This window comes from Pedobacter sp. SG908 (genome assembly GCF_011759615.1).
GTDB lineage: Bacteria > Bacteroidota > Bacteroidia > Sphingobacteriales > Sphingobacteriaceae > Pedobacter > Pedobacter riviphilus.
The window spans coordinates 476,194-492,439 of sequence record NZ_JAAOYY010000003.1; the positions used below are offsets into that span (position 1 = coordinate 476,194).

The 16,246-nt window shown below is 38.6% G+C and carries 24 protein-coding genes; 3 read left to right on the forward strand and 21 right to left on the reverse strand.

The window, feature by feature from the left end; all coding sequences use genetic code 11:
• Position 1 precedes the first annotated feature (1 nt).
• The 14 genes from rplN to FHT21_RS22775 all read right to left on the reverse strand — a co-directional run bounded on the left by rplN (position 2) and on the right by FHT21_RS22775 (position 8,048).
• Positions 2 to 370 (reverse strand): 50S ribosomal protein L14, encoded by a 369-nt coding sequence (rplN, locus tag FHT21_RS22710; protein ID WP_010599900.1) that lies wholly within the window; start codon positions 368 to 370, stop codon positions 2 to 4.
• A gap of 1 nt (position 371) precedes the next feature.
• Positions 372 to 626, reverse strand: a complete 255-nt coding sequence (rpsQ, locus tag FHT21_RS22715) for a 30S ribosomal protein S17 (protein ID WP_010599901.1) — start codon at positions 624 to 626, stop codon at positions 372 to 374.
• Between the two features lie 13 nt (positions 627 to 639).
• Entirely contained in the window at positions 640 to 852 is a 213-nt protein-coding gene (gene rpmC / locus FHT21_RS22720) for a 50S ribosomal protein L29 (protein ID WP_029278652.1), read from the reverse strand.
• Positions 853 to 926: 74 nt separating this feature from the next.
• The gene (gene rplP / locus FHT21_RS22725) at positions 927 to 1,349 is read right to left on the reverse strand and encodes a 50S ribosomal protein L16 (protein WP_010599903.1); all 423 of its coding nucleotides are present in this window, start codon (positions 1,347 to 1,349) and stop codon (positions 927 to 929) included.
• 40 nt (positions 1,350 to 1,389) lie between these two features.
• Entirely contained in the window at positions 1,390 to 2,235 is an 846-nt protein-coding gene (gene rpsC / locus FHT21_RS22730; protein WP_167297003.1) for a 30S ribosomal protein S3, read from the reverse strand.
• A 7-nt stretch (positions 2,236 to 2,242) separates the two neighbouring features.
• The gene (rplV, locus tag FHT21_RS22735) at positions 2,243 to 2,602 is read right to left on the reverse strand and encodes a 50S ribosomal protein L22 (RefSeq protein ID WP_167297004.1); all 360 of its coding nucleotides are present in this window, start codon (positions 2,600 to 2,602) and stop codon (positions 2,243 to 2,245) included.
• A 7-nt stretch (positions 2,603 to 2,609) separates the two neighbouring features.
• Positions 2,610 to 2,876, reverse strand: a complete 267-nt coding sequence (gene rpsS / locus FHT21_RS22740; RefSeq protein WP_010599906.1) for a 30S ribosomal protein S19 — start codon at positions 2,874 to 2,876, stop codon at positions 2,610 to 2,612.
• Entirely contained in the window at positions 2,876 to 3,700 is an 825-nt protein-coding gene (rplB, locus tag FHT21_RS22745; protein ID WP_167297005.1) for a 50S ribosomal protein L2, read from the reverse strand. The genes rpsS and rplB overlap by 1 nt, the downstream gene beginning before the upstream one ends.
• Before the next feature lie 20 nt (positions 3,701 to 3,720).
• Positions 3,721 to 4,011 (reverse strand): 50S ribosomal protein L23, encoded by a 291-nt coding sequence (rplW, locus tag FHT21_RS22750; protein WP_025145221.1) that lies wholly within the window; start codon positions 4,009 to 4,011, stop codon positions 3,721 to 3,723.
• 1 nt (position 4,012) lies between these two features.
• The gene (rplD, locus tag FHT21_RS22755; RefSeq protein ID WP_167297006.1) at positions 4,013 to 4,642 is read right to left on the reverse strand and encodes a 50S ribosomal protein L4; all 630 of its coding nucleotides are present in this window, start codon (positions 4,640 to 4,642) and stop codon (positions 4,013 to 4,015) included.
• 4 nt (positions 4,643 to 4,646) lie between these two features.
• A complete protein-coding gene (gene rplC / locus FHT21_RS22760) occupies positions 4,647 to 5,264 on the reverse strand; it encodes a 50S ribosomal protein L3 (RefSeq protein ID WP_057932251.1) in 618 nt (205 codons plus the stop codon).
• Positions 5,265 to 5,436: 172 nt separating this feature from the next.
• Positions 5,437 to 5,832 carry a DUF1634 domain-containing protein gene (locus FHT21_RS22765; protein ID WP_167297007.1) on the reverse strand — a complete coding sequence of 132 codons (396 nt, stop codon included), beginning with the start codon at positions 5,830 to 5,832 and terminating at the stop codon, positions 5,437 to 5,439.
• On the reverse strand, positions 5,832 to 6,665 hold the full coding sequence (locus FHT21_RS22770) for a sulfite exporter TauE/SafE family protein (protein WP_167297008.1): 834 nt from the start codon (positions 6,663 to 6,665) through the stop codon (positions 5,832 to 5,834). Before FHT21_RS22770 ends, FHT21_RS22765 begins: the two co-directional genes overlap by 1 nt.
• Before the next feature lie 126 nt (positions 6,666 to 6,791).
• Complete coding sequence (locus tag FHT21_RS22775; RefSeq protein WP_167297009.1) at positions 6,792 to 8,048, reverse strand: prephenate dehydrogenase; 1,257 nt, start codon at positions 8,046 to 8,048, stop codon at positions 6,792 to 6,794.
• A gap of 170 nt (positions 8,049 to 8,218) precedes the next feature.
• Between FHT21_RS22775 and FHT21_RS22780 the strand changes: the two genes are divergently transcribed.
• Complete coding sequence (locus FHT21_RS22780; RefSeq protein ID WP_167297010.1) at positions 8,219 to 8,830, forward strand: hypothetical protein; 612 nt, start codon at positions 8,219 to 8,221, stop codon at positions 8,828 to 8,830.
• A 276-nt stretch (positions 8,831 to 9,106) separates the two neighbouring features.
• Here FHT21_RS22780 and FHT21_RS22785 read toward each other — a convergent pair whose 3' ends face one another.
• Positions 9,107 to 10,450, reverse strand: coding sequence for a deoxyguanosinetriphosphate triphosphohydrolase (locus tag FHT21_RS22785; protein ID WP_167297011.1), 1,344 nt, complete (start codon positions 10,448 to 10,450; stop codon positions 9,107 to 9,109).
• 143 nt (positions 10,451 to 10,593) lie between these two features.
• On the opposite strand from FHT21_RS22785, the gene FHT21_RS22790 reads away from it, so the two are divergent.
• Entirely contained in the window at positions 10,594 to 10,956 is a 363-nt protein-coding gene (locus tag FHT21_RS22790; RefSeq protein ID WP_167297012.1) for a hypothetical protein, read from the forward strand.
• A gap of 10 nt (positions 10,957 to 10,966) precedes the next feature.
• On the forward strand, positions 10,967 to 11,161 hold the full coding sequence (locus tag FHT21_RS22795) for a YtxH domain-containing protein (protein WP_167297013.1): 195 nt from the start codon (positions 10,967 to 10,969) through the stop codon (positions 11,159 to 11,161).
• Positions 11,162 to 11,432: 271 nt separating this feature from the next.
• Here FHT21_RS22795 and FHT21_RS22800 read toward each other — a convergent pair whose 3' ends face one another.
• The 6 genes from FHT21_RS22800 to rpsL all read right to left on the reverse strand — a co-directional run bounded on the left by FHT21_RS22800 (position 11,433) and on the right by rpsL (position 15,765).
• The gene (locus FHT21_RS22800; protein WP_167297014.1) at positions 11,433 to 11,708 is read right to left on the reverse strand and encodes a hypothetical protein; all 276 of its coding nucleotides are present in this window, start codon (positions 11,706 to 11,708) and stop codon (positions 11,433 to 11,435) included.
• Positions 11,709 to 11,833: 125 nt separating this feature from the next.
• Positions 11,834 to 12,079, reverse strand: a complete 246-nt coding sequence (locus tag FHT21_RS22805) for a hypothetical protein (protein WP_167297015.1) — start codon at positions 12,077 to 12,079, stop codon at positions 11,834 to 11,836.
• Positions 12,080 to 12,179: 100 nt separating this feature from the next.
• Positions 12,180 to 12,485 carry a 30S ribosomal protein S10 gene (rpsJ, locus tag FHT21_RS22810; protein ID WP_008244591.1) on the reverse strand — a complete coding sequence of 102 codons (306 nt, stop codon included), beginning with the start codon at positions 12,483 to 12,485 and terminating at the stop codon, positions 12,180 to 12,182.
• Between the two features lie 137 nt (positions 12,486 to 12,622).
• Entirely contained in the window at positions 12,623 to 14,737 is a 2,115-nt protein-coding gene (fusA, locus tag FHT21_RS22815; RefSeq protein WP_167297016.1) for an elongation factor G, read from the reverse strand.
• A gap of 129 nt (positions 14,738 to 14,866) precedes the next feature.
• On the reverse strand, positions 14,867 to 15,334 hold the full coding sequence (gene rpsG / locus FHT21_RS22820) for a 30S ribosomal protein S7 (protein ID WP_029278632.1): 468 nt from the start codon (positions 15,332 to 15,334) through the stop codon (positions 14,867 to 14,869).
• A gap of 17 nt (positions 15,335 to 15,351) precedes the next feature.
• On the reverse strand, positions 15,352 to 15,765 hold the full coding sequence (gene rpsL, locus FHT21_RS22825) for a 30S ribosomal protein S12 (RefSeq protein ID WP_008244597.1): 414 nt from the start codon (positions 15,763 to 15,765) through the stop codon (positions 15,352 to 15,354).
• Positions 15,766 to 16,246: the final 481 nt, after the last annotated feature.

Consider the following 16,246-nt stretch of genomic DNA (forward strand, 5'->3'; position numbering starts at 1 on the left):
TTTATAATACCTCCGGTGCTAATGATACAATTTTCATGAATTGTTTTTCACGTAGTTCTCTCGCAACCGGGCCAAAGATACGTGTACCTCTTGGCTCATCCTGTGCGTTCAATAATACAGCAGCATTATCGTCAAAACGGATATAAGAACCATCTTTACGACGGATTTCTTTTTTAGTTCTTACAACAACTGCTTTAGAAACTGTACCTTTTTTAATGTTACCTGAAGGTAACGCGCTTTTTACGGTAACAACTACTTTATCACCAATTGAAGCATAACGTTTGCCGGTTCCACCTAGCACGCGAATTACTAATACTTCTTTTGCGCCGCTGTTATCAGCAACGTTTAATCTCGATTCCTGTTGTACCATCTTATTTAGCTCTTTCTAAAATTTGTACCAATCTCCAGTTCTTGTTTTTACTCAAAGGACGAGTTTCCATAATCAATACTGTATCACCGATACCGCATTCGTTTTTCTCGTCGTGAGCCATAAATTTGGTAGTTTTCTTTACGAACTTACCATAAATCGGGTGTTTTACTTTACGCTCCACGCTCACTACAACAGATTTATCCATCTTGTTGCTTACCACTAACCCGGTTCTTGTTTTTCTTAATTGTCTTTCCATGTCGACTCTCAAATTATTTAGTTTCAGTAGCTGACTCAGTGTTTTTCACTTTAGTCAACGCAGTGTTTAAACGGGCTATGTCTTTCCTTACTTTTGCAATGCGTGAAGGATTTTCGATAGCTGAAATAGTGTGAGCGAACTTCAATTTTGATAAGTTCTCTTTTTCTTCCGCAATCTTAGCTACTAATTCTTCTTTTGAAAGCCCTGTGATTTCTGAATTTTTCATTTTTCTTTTTCTTTTACGTTGAGTGTAGCGGTTATAATAAAACAAGTATTTACAACATTCACCTCAACACTTTACTATGCTTCTACGTAATCTCTACGTACTACGAATTTGGTTTGGATCGGTAATTTCTGAGCTGCTAAACGCAATGCTTCTTTAGCAACTTCTAAAGGCACACCTTCAGCTTCGAAAATTACGCGTCCTGGTCTTACAACTGCTACCCAATATTCAGGAGCACCTTTACCTTTACCCATACGTACCTCAGCAGGTTTTTTAGTTACCGGTTTGTCCGGGAAGATCCTGATCCATACTTGGCCTTCACGTTTCATGAAACGAGTTACGGCAATACGGGCAGCCTCTATCTGACGACTTGTGATCCAAGTAGCTTCTAGAGATTTGATACCGAAAGATCCGAATGCTAACTCAGCTCCACGAGAAGCTAAACCCTTCATTCTGCCTTTTTGCATCTTCCTGAACTTCGTTCTTTTTGGCTGTAACATTTTATTTTGTTCTAATCGTTAAACGATGTTAATAAATCAATTATTTACGAGGACCTCTGTTAGCGCCTGCGCCACCACCTCTGTTTGCACCTCCTTGGCCTGGACCACGACCACCGCCTTGGTTTCCACCACGTCTGTCGTTACCACCGCCACGGTTATCTCTTCCACCACCACGGTTATCTCTTCCACCGAAAGCTGGTTTATCTGACTGGCCTTTTGGACCGTTGTTTGCTGCACCAATGTTTGGAGACAAATCACGTTTTCCATAAACCTCACCTTTACAGATCCAAACTTTAACACCTATTTTACCATAAGTAGTTAAGGCTTCAGCTAAAGCGTAGTCGATATCAGCACGGAATGTATGCAAAGGCACTCTTCCTTCTTTGTACTGCTCGGTACGTGCCATCTCAGCACCACCTAAACGACCAGAAGTCATGATTTTGATACCTTCAGCACCCATACGCATGGTTGATGCGATAGAAGATTTCATTGCTCTACGGAATGAGATCCTTGCTTCTAATTGTTTTGCAACACCTTCTGCAACTAATTGTGCATCAAGTTCTGGGCGTTTAATTTCGAAGATGTTAATTTGAATTTCCTTTTTAGTCAATTTCTTTAACTCTTCTTTGATTTTATCAACCTCAGCACCTGCTTTACCGATTACGATACCTGGACGAGCTGTGTGGATAGTTACTGTGATACGTTTTAAAGTACGCTCAATAACCACTTTTGCAACACCGCCTTTTGCGATACGGGCAGAAAGGTATTTTCTTATTTTCTCATCTTCAACTAATTTATCGGAGTAGTTGTTGCCACCGAACCAGTTAGAATCCCATCCTTTGATAATTCCTAACCTGGCACCTATTGGATTTGCTTTTTGTCCCATTTCCTAATTAGTTTTGAGTTTCTGTGTTTTTACTATCTACAATCAGCGTTACGTGGTTAGAACGTTTACGAATTCTATATCCACGGCCTTGAGGAGCTGGACGTAAGCGTTTTAACTGACGGCCACCATCAACCATAACTGTTTTTACAAAAAGTTGGTTTTCTTCAGGGCGGGCACCTTCATTTTTAGATTCCCAGTTTTTGATAGCAGATAATAATAATTTCTCAACTCTTATTGCTGCTTCTTTATTGGTAAACTTTAAAATGCTTAATGCTTTTTCTACACGTTCACCTCTGATAAGATCTACAACCAAACGCATCTTACGCGGTGAGGTTGGACAATTGTTTAATTTTGCTATTGCTTCCATTGTCTAATTATTTTTTCTTTTCAGCGTGTCCTCTGAATGTTCTGGTTGGAGCAAATTCTCCCAACTTGTGACCAACCATGTTTTCTGTAACGTACACAGGGATAAATTTATTTCCGTTGTGTACAGCAAATGTATGATTCACGAAATCTGGTGATATCATTGATCTGCGAGACCAAGTTTTGATTACAGACTTTTTGCCTGAATCATTCATAGAGTTTACTTTTTTCTCTACGTTATGGTCAATATAAGGTCCTTTTTTTATCGAACGAGCCATTATTTCTTCCTTCTCTCTATGATGTAACGATTAGAATATTTTTTAAGTTCTCTGGTTTTGTAGCCTTTAGCTAAAACGCCATTTCTTGAACGTGGGTGACCACCTGATGATCTACCTTCACCACCACCCATTGGGTGATCTACTGGGTTCATCGCTACCGGTCTAGTTCTCGGACGACGGCCCAACCAACGTTTACGACCTGCTTTACCTAATACTTCGTTTGCGTGATCTGAGTTAGATACAGCACCGATAGTAGCAAGACAAGTAGTCAAGATTAAACGGGTTTCGCCTGAAGGCATTTTTAAAGTAGCATATTTACCATCGCGGGCAGCTAATTGTGCGTAAGCACCTGCACTACGAGCTAATTGTGCTCCTTTTCCAGGGTGAATCTCCACGTTGTGGATGATAGAACCTAATGGAATGTTCGATAATTTTAAAGTGTTACCTACTTCTGGTGTTGCTTTGTCGCCCGATAATAATACCGAACCAACTTGCAATCCTTCAGGAGCGATGATATAACGCTTCTCGCCATCTGCATAATGTAATAATGCGATGCGGGCAGTACGGTTTGGATCGTATTCAACAGTAGCTACTGTTGCAGGAATATCGAATTTATCGCGTTTGAAGTCGATTAAACGATATGATTTTTTGTGACCACCGCCCATGTAGCGCATAGTCATTTTTCCTGTGTTGTTACGTCCACCAGACTTTTTTGATGATACAACCAATGATTTTTCGGGCTTGGTTGCTGTAATCTCCGTAAAACTAGCACCAACTCTGAAGCGGGTACCTGGAGTAACTGGTTTAAATTTTCTTAAGCCCATAGTTATAATGAATTATTAAATTAAAGGGTTGCGTAATAATCTATTGTTTCGCCGTCTTTTAACGTTACGATTGCTTTTTTGTATTTCGGGCTACGGCCTGATACAAAACCTGCTTTAGTGTAACGAGATTTAGCTTTTCCATCAACAACCATAGTGTTAACTGCAACGATGGTTACACCGTACAATTTCTCAATAGCTGCTTTGATCTGGATTTTGTTAGCCTTGTGGTTAACGCTAAACGTGAAACGGTTAGATTTCTCAGTTAAAGCTGAAGCTTTTTCGGTTAATATTGGTTTTTTTAAAATTTCCATATTATTTGGCAAACGCCTCCTCCAAAGTTTTAACAGAATCAGCAGTTAACACAAGTACACCAGCGTTTAATACATCATAAGTATTTAAATCTGCTGCCGAGATTACTTTAGTTTTCTGAACGTTTCTGCTTGATAAATAGATATTATTATTTTGTGCAGGTAAAACCAATAAAGTTTTTTGAGTATCTACTTTTAAAGCAGCCAATAAACTTGTATAGTTTTTAGTTTTAATTGTATCGAAGTTGAAATCTTCTAAAACTACCACGTTGTTATCTTTTGCTTTATAAGCTAAAGCCGATTTACGTGCTAATGATTTTAATTTCTTGTTCAATTTAAAACTGTAATCACGTGGCTGAGGACCGAAAACACGACCACCACCGTTAAATAACGGAGATTTAATGCTACCAGCACGGGCACCACCTGTACCTTTTTGTTTGTATAGTTTGCGAGTTGAACCAGCAATCTCATTACGTTGTTTAGATTTGTGAGTACCTTGACGTTGGTTAGCCAAATACTGTTTAACATCTAAATAAATCGCGTGGTCGTTAGGCTCGATACCAAATACCGATTCAGGAAGTTGCACCTTGGCACCTGTTTCTTTACCTGAAATGTTTAATACTTTAACTTCCATCTGATTATTTGTCTAAGATTACGTAAGAACCTTTAGCTCCTGGAATGGAACCACTAACTACTAATAAGTTTTGCTCAGCATAAACTTTCAAAACCTGTAAGTTCTGAATTTTTACCCTGTCTCCACCTGTTCTTCCAGCCATGCGCATTCCTTTGAATACACGTGAAGGGAATGATGATGCTCCCAATGAACCTGGGGCACGTAAACGGTTATGCTGACCGTGAGTCTGCATACCAACACCGGCAAATCCGTGGCGTTTTACAACACCTTGAAAACCTTTACCTTTTGAGGTACCTACAACATCAACAAAATCGCCTTCTGCGAATGCGTCAACGGTTACTACATCACCTAAATTAAGTGAAGTTGTAAACGAATCGAATTCTACCAGCTTGCGTTTCGGAGTTGTGTTTGCTTTCGCGAAATGGCCTTTTAACGGTTGAGTTGTGTTTTTCTCTTTTTTCTCATCGTAACCCAATTGGATTGATGAATACCCGTCTTTTTCTTCGGTCTTTACTTGTGTAACTACACAAGGCCCAGCCTCGATTACCGTACAAGGAATGTTTCTTCCTTCGGCATCAAAGATACTGGTCATTCCTACTTTTTTTCCAATAATTCCTGACATTTTATCTTTTCTTTTTAACACCCATCGAAGCAGTAGGGCTTCGTTCAAGGTGGTTGTACATCCCCCGAAAGGGACGGCAAAGATAGACAAGAATTATTAATTTTCAAATAGTTAGCAAAATATTTTTTCAAATAAATTGCTGATATGATGGGATTTAACTAGAAAAGAGATGTTAATGTGCCAATCCGCCATTTAAACTGATGGTTATAATGGCCAAAATGATAAATCCGATCAGTACATACAGGTAATCGCGTTCGATTAAAAAGCTAAAAATAGCGAAAACAATACGGGCAATTGGGGTAAAAATAAGCATCAGGATTCCAAACTGTACAATTGCATCGCCCTGAAAGCTTAATACTCCCTTAAATATAGCCACTATGGAAGAAAACTTGCTCAGCTCAGGTTTAAAAACTTTATAGTCGGTAATGGCGCCATTATTATGGATCAGGAAAATGACACCTCCTAATAATACAATACTCATCGAAATAACTACCCCCGCACGCAGCAGTGTGCCCAGAATTACCTGGATATCCTTATCGTTTAGGTTTTCTTTTCCTGTTGTATCCATTATAATCCACTTACTCCTTTATATATCATCTGTAGTGCCAAAAAAGCAACTACAATAGCAAATACAATTTTAAGTTTATCGGTTTTGGCTCTTAACAAAATTTTCGAGCCAACTGTTGCACCTGTTAAAACACCAATACAAACCGGCATGGCAATGCCAGGATCGATCTGCCCACGGTGCAAATAAACCACTGCACTGGCCGCTGCCGTAACACCCATCATAAAATTACTGGTTGTGGTTGATACCTTAAAGGGCAAACGCATAATATTATCCATCGCAATTACCTTTAGTGCTCCACTCCCAATGCCCAGCAATCCAGACAGTGTTCCGGCAAATAACATCATCAAGAAGCCACCCGGCACGTGTTTCACCGCATATGGATGATCTACACCTTTATCAGGATAAGATCCGTTCAGCTTAAAAAAATTGGCCCATTTATCGGTATTATCCAAAGTCGTATGATCTACCTTTTTCTTTAAAGTCATGATGGCCGAAAAGATTAAAATACAGCCAAACAGAATAGCAATATAGTTGGCATTTAGATAAACAGCTATAACAGCACCACACACCGCTCCTATTGTAGTAGCGATTTCCAGGAACATCCCAATGCGGATATTAGTAATGCCTTCTTTCACGTATGCTGCTGCAGAACCAGAAGAAGTAGCAATAACAGAAACAATAGATGCCCCTATGGCATAGTGGATATCAACCCCTAAAGCCAGCGTAAGTAATGGAATAATAATTACCCCTCCACCCAAACCAGTGAGCGAGCCCAATAATCCGGCTAAAAAAGCACCTAATAAAACGATAATGGTAAACAGCAATACCGACATGCGGGCAAATATACTGCACTCTTTTTGGCTAAACGAAGAATTTAGGGAATAAAATAAAGTCTATATATAAAGGGGATAAAATAGAATTTTGAGATAAAATAACCGTCACCCTGAATTTATGTTAATCTATTTTCCTAACCGCTTAATCATCTCCGCACTCAAATCCCTCCCATCATTCAGCCTATTGGCGAAAAATGATTTGGCAGCTTCGAAATGTTCTTTATAACCTTTTAAATCCCCATATCCGATAATAGAAGCCCATTCGTGCACAGCAGTATGAAATTCTAAATCATCTCCACGGATAGATTTATCATACAAAGCAGTATTAATCGACTCTTCTAACATCGCTTCGTTTTTGAAAAGATATTCAGCAATACCCAACCTCAATTTAAAAGGTGGCGTTTGGCAGATCAGGTTATCGTAAGGGTTTACGCCCATTTTATACCAGGCATATACCATACTCAGCAAACTTAAATGCGAATTTGGTTTCTGTTTATGGCTGGCGTCTGATAGGCTGAATTCTTTCATGATGTTATCATCCAACAGTAAAAGCGCACGGCTCTCATGAAAAACAAAATCACGTGCAGCATAGATCTTTTCTCTAAACACCGCCTCATTTTCGCAGATCATCAGCTTAAACAGTTCAGATTCTGCCTGGGCATAATATTTTACCTGTTTCTGTGCATAAGGATTTAAAATGGCCAAACCGGCATAAATGTGCGATTTGTAACTAAAAATCCGCAGTGTAGTCAAAATTTTCACATTATCGATTCCACCCGCGTAAGCAGGATTATCCCAGGGGAAGAAACCTGCATTTTTCCAAGCAGAACCCATGCTTTCAAAACCCATGTGCGTTACCGCCTGCGTATCGGCCACAATACGGTCATGCTCTCTGTAATCGTCCATTTCAATAATGTTCGATTTTAAAGATTTATAAATTTCTAAAGCTTTGGCATATACACCATCGGTAGCACGGTGACGCACCACCACCAGCGTTTGTCCCTCCGGACTAAATGCCGGACCATGTAAAGAATGGCAGGTTACAATCTGGGTATCCTCCGGGAGGTGTTTTTCGAAAGCAGCAATTTCAGGATGTTTAACCGAGGTTTGCCCGGCAACTATTGCACCGTATTTAGTAGAGCGTGCAAAAGTAGCCACCACTTCATCAATTTTTTCGGCTTCAACACAATAGATAATAAAGTCTGATTTACGGGCAACCTCATGACCATCGATTAAGACTTCGATTCCTTTAGGTTCCAGCTCATTTTTTAAATCTGTAAAACGTAAGGGCATATCTGCCCCACATACCTTATAACCAGCGTTTACAAAAGATAGTGCATACAATTTGCCCATATCTCCTAAACCAATAATTCCTATTTGCATGAAACAAATGTAACCTATCGCAAATAAATTTATAATAAAACTTAGATAAAATTGTTATTTAGAATGTTAAACCGAAACAATTTTATCGATTTGCCAAAACCTTAAACAAATTTACTAATCGGGAAATAGATAAAAATGTAGTTTTACATTCTAACACCTATATTTAAACTATGCAGAAAATTAAACACACCCTATTGTTTTTAGGCGCTATGCTATTTTTGAACGTTGCGTTTGGGCAAACTTTGCCTGATACTACAAAAAATACTGATCCGTCTCTAAATGGCCAGTATCAATTCATGTTAAAGAAATCTAAAAGCTTCAACGGCGCAAGGCTGATTAACCCAAACCGATTATCATCTTTATGGAAAAGTGTTAACGATACGCTAAGAAAGGAACGCAAGCAATTACAGGAAGCGAGGCAGGAAATTAAAGCACAGGCTGGTAATATTTTGAGTTTAAAAGGCGAAGTAACCGGAAAAGAAAGCTCGCTGGCCAATGCTACTGCTTCAGTTAATGAAATTAAATTTTTAGGTATTGCCTTTGATAAAGGAACATACAACACCATTGTATGGTCGATAATTATTGTACTGGCTATTGGTTTAGCTTTTATTATTTTCCAATCTGGCAAATTAAGGCACGAGGCCAAGTACCGTACAGAACTTTACCAGGAAGTGGCCGATGAATTTCAGGCACACAAAGTAAAGGCAAAAGACAAAGAAATGAAACTTGCACGTGAGCTGCAGGATGAACGTAATAAATGGGATGATGGTCGGGGGAGATAACCTAAACCGAACATTTAAAAAATAAATTAAATCCAGTTATTTTTAAGTAAAGCAGGGCTTGTGGTACTTCGGTTCCACCAGCCCCGTCATTCGCTACAATCTTTTTGTGCCTGTCTTCCTGAGTTTATCAAAGGAGCAACAAAAAGGATTTTCGCTACTGTCGGGTTTATTTCACTCATAGCAGCAACATTTCACCACATAAACTCAAGGCGAAATGCCAATCCCTTCAATTAGCAGAAGTGTGAGCGGGTTTGTTTTTAACTAAAAACTACAGTTTTAGGTTTCTGAAGGAAAAGATATTCCCTTAATATTCCGGTACAAATCTACAGCATAAAGGTCTGTCATGCCCGAAACAAAATCCAATACACTCTGTATAATAGAATAAATATCGGTTAAATCGGTATGGTACTGTTTAGGAATAAGCTTAACCAGTTTCTTGTAATAGTGTGTATTGTTATGAATAAGTGCAGGAACAAACTCTTCTAATAAACCGGCCATAATTTTGTAACCAGCTACCTCTTTCTGTATAACCGACGAGAAATTGTAGATACGCTCCACTGAGATTTTTTCTACGGCTTTCCAGGCTGAGATATAGGGTTCGGGCAGTAAATCGGTTAAACTTTGATTAAGCTCTCCTTTCAATAATTTTTCTTGTTCTCTAAAAAATATGGCTGCACATTGATTTGTTAAGGTATTAATCGCTTTGGCCCTAAGCAAACCAATTTTGGCATCATCGTCTTCATAATCGTGCTTTAAGCGATCTTCTATGGTGGTAGAATTGGCAAAGGGCAATAAATAGCGCTTTACTTCTTCGTATGAAAGTATCTTTAAGCGGTGTGCATCTTCCAAATCAATGATGCTGTAACAGATATCATCAGCAGCTTCTACCAGATAAACCAAAGGATGGCGTTTATAAATGAGGTATTCGCCGTCTTCTTTCTCCAAATGAAGTTCGGAGGCGATCTTTTGAAAAGTTTCTTCTTCCGACTGAAAGAAACCGTATTTTTTACGGTGCAGCAAACCCTTTTGTTTACCTGCAATTGAGGCGCAGGGATATTTTGCAATCGACGCCAGCGTAGAATAAGTTAAGGCATAGGCATCGTTGCCTTTTCCTTTTAAAGGATGGGTAAGAATCCGGATGGCATTTGCATTACCTTCAAAATTAATTAAATCTTGCCATTGCGATTTGTTCATTTCTTTCTGATAAACTTTCCCATCACCATCGGTAAAATAGCGTGAAATAGCTGCTTCACCTGAATGCCCAAAAGCCGGGTTTCCTAAATCGTGTGCCAACGCAGCGGCAGCTACAATATTACCTACTTCGTTAATTAAAGGAACATCTTTAATCAGTTGTGGTTGTTGCTCTTCTACACTTTTTAAAAAAATATTTGCCATTGAGCGGGCTACACTGGCAACCTCTAAACTATGTGTTAAACGGTTATGGACAAAAACACTTCCAGGCAATGGGAAAACCTGGGTTTTATTCTGCAATCTTCTAAAAGGAGACGAAAAAATCAACCGGTCGTAATCACGTTGAAAATCAGATCGTGCCCGATCTGTACTGGCACCATATTGCTCTTGTCCGTATCTCTTATTCGAAAGTAAATATTTCCACTCCATTTATCCCGTTGGTATTTAAAATTTGGCGCAAGTTAAACAAAACGCGAAAATGGTTAAGCATAAAAATTTAGGTAAATTTTATCATTAAAATTGTGCTTCAAACTATTTCTAACATCATCTGTTTAATTTAAATAGATTATACCATGAAAACGAACATATATAACAAGGAAGAGCATATTGAAGGTTACGTAGGATCAGGTGATGAGCAATCAGAAAAATCTGATGTACAAAAAGCTTACGAAGAAGGTAACAACACCAATATAGTAACCAGTTATGGCAAAGAACCGAGCGAATTGATTAAGGGAAATCCTTTAGCCAAAGACGGCCTGGATAATTCTGGCACGCAAGGTAAAGATTCGCTTAGTGACGATGCATATAATAGTACTGATAAAAATCCGACCATAAAGAGCGCAGCAAGTCACACCGGAAGTTCATCTGAAGATTTTAAAACGAATACCGGCATTAATGAGGCCGATGAAAACCATGCATTAAATACAGGAATATAAACAGGCAATTATGAGACTATTAAAATATGCTGTTTTAGGGGCAGCAGCCGTATATGGCTTTAAATATGCCACCAAAAAGCGGGCAGCTGATGGAAAATCATTAATTGACGACTTTAAGGAAAAAGTTCCGAGATATGTAGATAAGATTAGAAATTATTCTGAAAAAATAAGACAGGATTATCGGCAAACAAGTGATCTATATTAATAATTAATTTGACACAAAAGACATAAATAATTGACATTTATCAATACATTAATACCATAGTCCTTGTAAATTGACTATAAGTTCTTGAAATTTGCAGCGCTGTAGGATTCGCGACAAAGATTAAAAAAAAATCAGAGACTAACTATTTAAGGGCATTTGCTACTTGATTAACGCATTTCAGTTGTGGAATCCTAATTAATTTCCATCTACCGGAAAATGCATAAATTTTATAAAGGGATTATTCTATAAGAATAGTCTCTTTATAACTAGATTATAAATCCTTTCCCTTCAAACCTTTCTCCTTATTCTTGTTCCTATTTCCAATATCTTCGTCCTGACTTAAGTTCGAGTTATTCAAATTTTCATTTACGGCATGTGTGGGATCATTTTCTGTTTTCAATAAATGCGATGCCTCTGGTTCGTCTTTACGCCTAAAATCGGCGCGTTTATGCCCATAAGTAGCCTCTCCATTATCCCATTCTATATCTTCCTCATTGAGATTAATCTCCTCATTAGGATCGACATTTTTATTTTCATTACTTTCCATAGCCATTTTTTTTGTGGACACTTCTATTATTACAACAATTGGTACAATAAAAAGTTTAATCAGACATTAATTGTATACCAACTGGTCTTTTCGTCTCATCTTACCCATCCTGCAGTCAATTGCAGCTATTGTATGCCTTTACTTTGATCAATATGTGTACTACTAGCCAAATCGTTTTTAGTTGATCCATTTTCATCACGATGTTTTGGTGGATTTTCCATTCTGCTTTCTTCCAGTTCAGAAAAATCACCATCTTTTTGATTAGCCACTTCACCATGCGAGGATGGCTTATCTTTCAATCCCGCTATAGGATCGGCAAAATCCTGCCCCTCAATAGGTAATCCTTCTCGTTCCTTTTCTTTACTAGTCATATCAATACAACCAGCCAGCTCAGCTTTTGTTTTGGAATTTGGGATATATAAAAAAAGGCCTCGATTTGCATCGAGACCTTTTCTGTTCTTTTAAAATCAATTAAACTTTGATTTCAACTTCAACACCACTAGGTAATTCAAGTTTCATTAAAGCATCAACTGTTTTAGAATTAGAGCTATAAATATCCAATAAACGTTTGTAAGCGCACAATTGGAATTGCTCTCTAGCTTTTTTGTTTACGTGTGGAGAACGTAAAACAGTAAAGATTTTTTTCTCTGTAGGAAGTGGAATCGGACCACTTACCACTGCACCCGTAGGTTTAACAGTTTTTACGATTTTCTCAGCAGATTTATCTACCAAGTTGTAATCGTAAGATTTTAATTTAATTCTGATTCTTTGGCTCATCTTATTTTTAATTATGGTTTCCTGTTAGAGCTATTAACAACAGAAACCGGATTTATCATTTTTAGAAGCAAGTATTTAATAGCAAGTATCAAGATTGATCATTCGTCTTGATACTTACTACTTTATCTTGATACTAATTAGTCTTCAGATTTTACTCTTCCTTTAGATTTCGCTACTACCTCGTCCTGTACGTTTTTAGGTGCTGGCTCGTAGTGATCGAATTCCATTGTAGAAGTTGCACGTCCTGAAGTGATGGTACGTAATTGAGTTACGTAACCGAACATTTCTGAAAGTGGAACCAATGCTTTGATTACTTGAGATCCATTACGGGTATCCATACCTTGTAACTGACCACGACGACGGTTCATATCACCGATAACATCACCCATGTTTTCTTCAGGGGTTAAGATTTCGATTTTCATGATTGGCTCCATCAAAGCAGGTCTACATTTAGGTAAAGCCTCACGATATGCCATACGGGCAGCAAGCTCGAATGATAAAGCATCTGAATCGACTGCGTGGAATGAACCATCAATCAAACGTACTTTCATATCCGGAAGTGGATAACCAGCTAATACACCATTTGCCATTGCAGAAGCAAATCCTTTCTCAACTGAAGGGATAAACTCACGAGGAATAGCACCACCCACAATTTCGTTTACGAATTGCAAACCACCTTTTTCAAAGTCTGCATCAATTGGAGAGATCACAACTTTGATATCGGCAAATTTACCACGACCACCTGATTGTTTTTTGTAAACTTCACGGTGTTCTGTAGTACCGAAGATTGCCTCTTTGTAAGCTACTTGTGGCGCACCTTGGTTAACCTCTACTTTAAACTCACGTTTTAAACGGTCGATTAAGATATCTAAGTGAAGCTCACCCATACCAGAGATAACTGTTTGACCAGTTTCTTGATCGGTTTGAACCCTGAACGTAGGATCTTCTTCAGCCAATTTAGATAAGCCCATACCCAATTTATCAACATCAGCTTGAGTTTTAGGCTCAATAGCTAAACCGATAACTGGCTCAGGGAATACCATCGATTCAAGAACGATAGGATTTTTCTCATCACAAAGGGTATCACCAGTTTTGATGTCTTTAAATCCAACTACCGCAGCAATATCACCAGCAGCTACATTAGGCACAGGGTTTTGCTTGTTTGCATGCATTTGGAAGATACGTGAAATACGCTCTTTGCTTTCTGAACGTGTGTTGTAAACGTAAGAACCAGCTTCTAAGTTACCCGAGTAAACACGGATAAAACATAAACGGCCTACAAATGGGTCAGTTGCAATTTTAAATGCTAAAGCTGCAAATGGCTCATTGATGCTTGGTTTTAATAAAACTTCAGCACCTGTATCTGGGTTAGTACCTGTTACACCTTCTGAATCAAGAGGTGAAGGCAATAATTCCATCACGTAATCCAACATGGTTTGAACACCTTTGTTTTTGAAAGATGAACCACATACCATAGGAACGATTTTAGCATCTAAAACAGCTGCACGTAAAGCGTCTAAAACTTCGCGCTCAGTGATGGTTTCAGGAGCATCGAAGAATTTCTCCATTAGAGACTCATCATAATCAGCAACTGATTCCAATAATTTCTCTCTCCACTCAGCAACCTCATCAATCATATCTTCTGGGATAGGCACTTCAGTAAAGGTCATACCTTTATCGTGCTCATTCCAAACAATACCACGGTTGTTGATCAAATCAACCACACCTTTGAAGTTATCTTCAGAACCGATAGGTAATTGCAAAGGAACTGCATTACTACCCAACATGTCTTTAACTTGCTTAACAACTTTTAAGAAGTCAGCACCAGAACGGTCCATTTTGTTAACGAAACCGATACGGGCAACATTATAGTTGTTAGCTAAACGCCAGTTAGTTTCTGATTGAGGCTCAACACCGTCAACAGCAGAAAACAAGAACACTAAACCATCTAATACACGTAACGAACGGTTTACCTCTACGGTAAAATCCACGTGTCCTGGTGTATCGATAATGTTCATGTGATAGTTCTGGTTTCTGTATTTCCAGTTAACTGTAGTTGCAGCAGAAGTAATGGTAATACCACGCTCTTGCTCTTGTGCCATCCAGTCCATTGTTGCAGCACCTTCGTGCACCTCACCAATTTTATGACTTACACCAGCATAATAAAGGATACGTTCAGTTGTTGTAGTTTTACCCGCATCAATGTGAGCCGCGATTCCGATATTTCTTGTAAATTTTAAATCTCTTGCCATGTTATGTTTTTGATTTATCTGATTTTAAATGATTACACCGATTATGTTAAAACAAATCGGTGTAATTTATCTAATCAGTATAATCTTCTAATTAAATCTGTGTAATCTTACTAATCTGTTAATCCTAAATTAGAATCTGAAGTGAGAGAACGCTTTGTTAGCCTCAGCCATTTTGTGCGTATCTTCTTTCTTTTTAACAGCAGCACCCTCACCTTTAGCAGCAGCTACGATTTCACCAGCTAATTTCTCTTTCATGGTTTTTTCGCCACGTTTACGAGCGTATAAAATTAACCATTTCATACCTAAAGCTGTTTTACGCTCTGGTCTAACCTCAGTTGGAACCTGGAAGTTAGCACCACCAACACGACGAGATTTAACCTCTACAGCTGGCATAATGTTAGTTAAAGCACGTTTAAAGATCTCTAAACCGTTTTCACCTGCTTTTTTCTCAGCAATTTCAACAGCATCGTAAAAAATTGAATAAGCGATAGATTTTTTTCCATCGTACATCATATTGTTTACAAAACGAGTTACCTGAACATCATTAAATTTTGGATCAGGAAGAATAATTCTCTTTTTTGGTTTTGACTTTCTCATTTCTTATTTCCTCCCGATTATTTCTTTTTACCTTTTGTTGGCGCCGCAGCTACTTGTCCTGGTTTAGGACGTTTAGTACCATATTTAGAACGACGTTGGTTACGACCAGCTACACCTGATGTATCTAATGCACCACGGATGATGTGGTAACGTACACCTGGTAAATCTTTAACACGACCACCACGGATCAATACGATTGAGTGCTCCTGTAAGTTGTGACCTTCTCCAGGAATGTAAGCATTCACCTCTTTACCGTTCGTTAAACGAACACGGGCTACTTTACGCATTGCTGAGTTTGGTTTTTTAGGGGTAGTGGTGTACACACGTGTACATACACCTCTTCGCTGTGGACAACTGTCCAACGCTGGAGACTTACTCTTGAACTCCAGTGCTACTCTACCTTTTCTAACTAATTGTTGAATGGTTGGCATTGTGCTTTTTTATGTTTTTTTATTAAAAAATTTACCGCTCCCCCGGCATCTTTACAGATAGCCCATAAAACGGACTGCAAAAGTAGAACAATTCTTTTTAAAAATCAAGGGGTTAGCACAAAAAGTTTTCAGTTGGAAGTTTTGAGTTGGAAGTTGAGAATTAAGCAGTTGTGATTCTTCCTCTCGGTCATCGTCATTGCGAATCGAAGCGGAGGAAATGGTGGCGGCGTGAAGCAATCTATCTCGCCTTAAACATTACATCCATCATCGCATCATTTCATAATTATAAACTGTTATTTGGAAAGCAGTTTCAGCCATGCTAAGGTTGGGTTCGGCTCTGTTCCAAAGGAACTCCTTCTGAGCCAAAGCTACAAGCTCGTGAAGCACTCGCTTTCCACGTATATCGGGTTTAGGTTGCAAAGTAAACCAACCCTATTAACGTCCTAATTTCCCCAGCCCGTTTCTATATACTCTAAAAAGG

What these genes read in the sequence shown, in the direction of transcription:
- rplN (WP_010599900.1), bottom strand. Translation starts at nt 370, where the DNA reads ATGGTACAACAGGAATCGAGATTAAACGTTGCTGATAACAGCGGCGCA.
- rpsQ (WP_010599901.1), bottom strand. Translation starts at nt 626, where the DNA reads ATGGAAAGACAATTAAGAAAAACAAGAACCGGGTTAGTGGTAAGCAAC.
- rpmC (WP_029278652.1), bottom strand. Translation starts at nt 852, where the DNA reads ATGAAAAATTCAGAAATCACAGGGCTTTCAAAAGAAGAATTAGTAGCT.
- rplP (WP_010599903.1), bottom strand. Translation starts at nt 1,349, where the DNA reads ATGTTACAGCCAAAAAGAACGAAGTTCAGGAAGATGCAAAAAGGCAGA.
- rpsC (WP_167297003.1), bottom strand. Translation starts at nt 2,235, where the DNA reads ATGGGACAAAAAGCAAATCCAATAGGTGCCAGGTTAGGAATTATCAAA.
- rplV (WP_167297004.1), bottom strand. Translation starts at nt 2,602, where the DNA reads ATGGAAGCAATAGCAAAATTAAACAATTGTCCAACCTCACCGCGTAAG.
- rpsS (WP_010599906.1), bottom strand. Translation starts at nt 2,876, where the DNA reads ATGGCTCGTTCGATAAAAAAAGGACCTTATATTGACCATAACGTAGAG.
- rplB (WP_167297005.1), bottom strand. Translation starts at nt 3,700, where the DNA reads ATGGGCTTAAGAAAATTTAAACCAGTTACTCCAGGTACCCGCTTCAGA.
- rplW (WP_025145221.1), bottom strand. Translation starts at nt 4,011, where the DNA reads ATGGAAATTTTAAAAAAACCAATATTAACCGAAAAAGCTTCAGCTTTA.
- rplD (WP_167297006.1), bottom strand. Translation starts at nt 4,642, where the DNA reads ATGGAAGTTAAAGTATTAAACATTTCAGGTAAAGAAACAGGTGCCAAG.
- rplC (WP_057932251.1), bottom strand. Translation starts at nt 5,264, where the DNA reads ATGTCAGGAATTATTGGAAAAAAAGTAGGAATGACCAGTATCTTTGAT.
- FHT21_RS22765 (WP_167297007.1), bottom strand. Translation starts at nt 5,832, where the DNA reads ATGGATACAACAGGAAAAGAAAACCTAAACGATAAGGATATCCAGGTA.
- FHT21_RS22770 (WP_167297008.1), bottom strand. Translation starts at nt 6,665, where the DNA reads ATGTCGGTATTGCTGTTTACCATTATCGTTTTATTAGGTGCTTTTTTA.
- FHT21_RS22775 (WP_167297009.1), bottom strand. Translation starts at nt 8,048, where the DNA reads ATGCAAATAGGAATTATTGGTTTAGGAGATATGGGCAAATTGTATGCA.
- FHT21_RS22780 (WP_167297010.1), top strand. Translation starts at nt 8,219, where the DNA reads ATGCAGAAAATTAAACACACCCTATTGTTTTTAGGCGCTATGCTATTT.
- FHT21_RS22785 (WP_167297011.1), bottom strand. Translation starts at nt 10,450, where the DNA reads ATGGAGTGGAAATATTTACTTTCGAATAAGAGATACGGACAAGAGCAA.
- FHT21_RS22790 (WP_167297012.1), top strand. Translation starts at nt 10,594, where the DNA reads ATGAAAACGAACATATATAACAAGGAAGAGCATATTGAAGGTTACGTA.
- FHT21_RS22795 (WP_167297013.1), top strand. Translation starts at nt 10,967, where the DNA reads ATGAGACTATTAAAATATGCTGTTTTAGGGGCAGCAGCCGTATATGGC.
- FHT21_RS22800 (WP_167297014.1), bottom strand. Translation starts at nt 11,708, where the DNA reads ATGGAAAGTAATGAAAATAAAAATGTCGATCCTAATGAGGAGATTAAT.
- FHT21_RS22805 (WP_167297015.1), bottom strand. Translation starts at nt 12,079, where the DNA reads ATGACTAGTAAAGAAAAGGAACGAGAAGGATTACCTATTGAGGGGCAG.
- rpsJ (WP_008244591.1), bottom strand. Translation starts at nt 12,485, where the DNA reads ATGAGCCAAAGAATCAGAATTAAATTAAAATCTTACGATTACAACTTG.
- fusA (WP_167297016.1), bottom strand. Translation starts at nt 14,737, where the DNA reads ATGGCAAGAGATTTAAAATTTACAAGAAATATCGGAATCGCGGCTCAC.
- rpsG (WP_029278632.1), bottom strand. Translation starts at nt 15,334, where the DNA reads ATGAGAAAGTCAAAACCAAAAAAGAGAATTATTCTTCCTGATCCAAAA.
- rpsL (WP_008244597.1), bottom strand. Translation starts at nt 15,765, where the DNA reads ATGCCAACCATTCAACAATTAGTTAGAAAAGGTAGAGTAGCACTGGAG.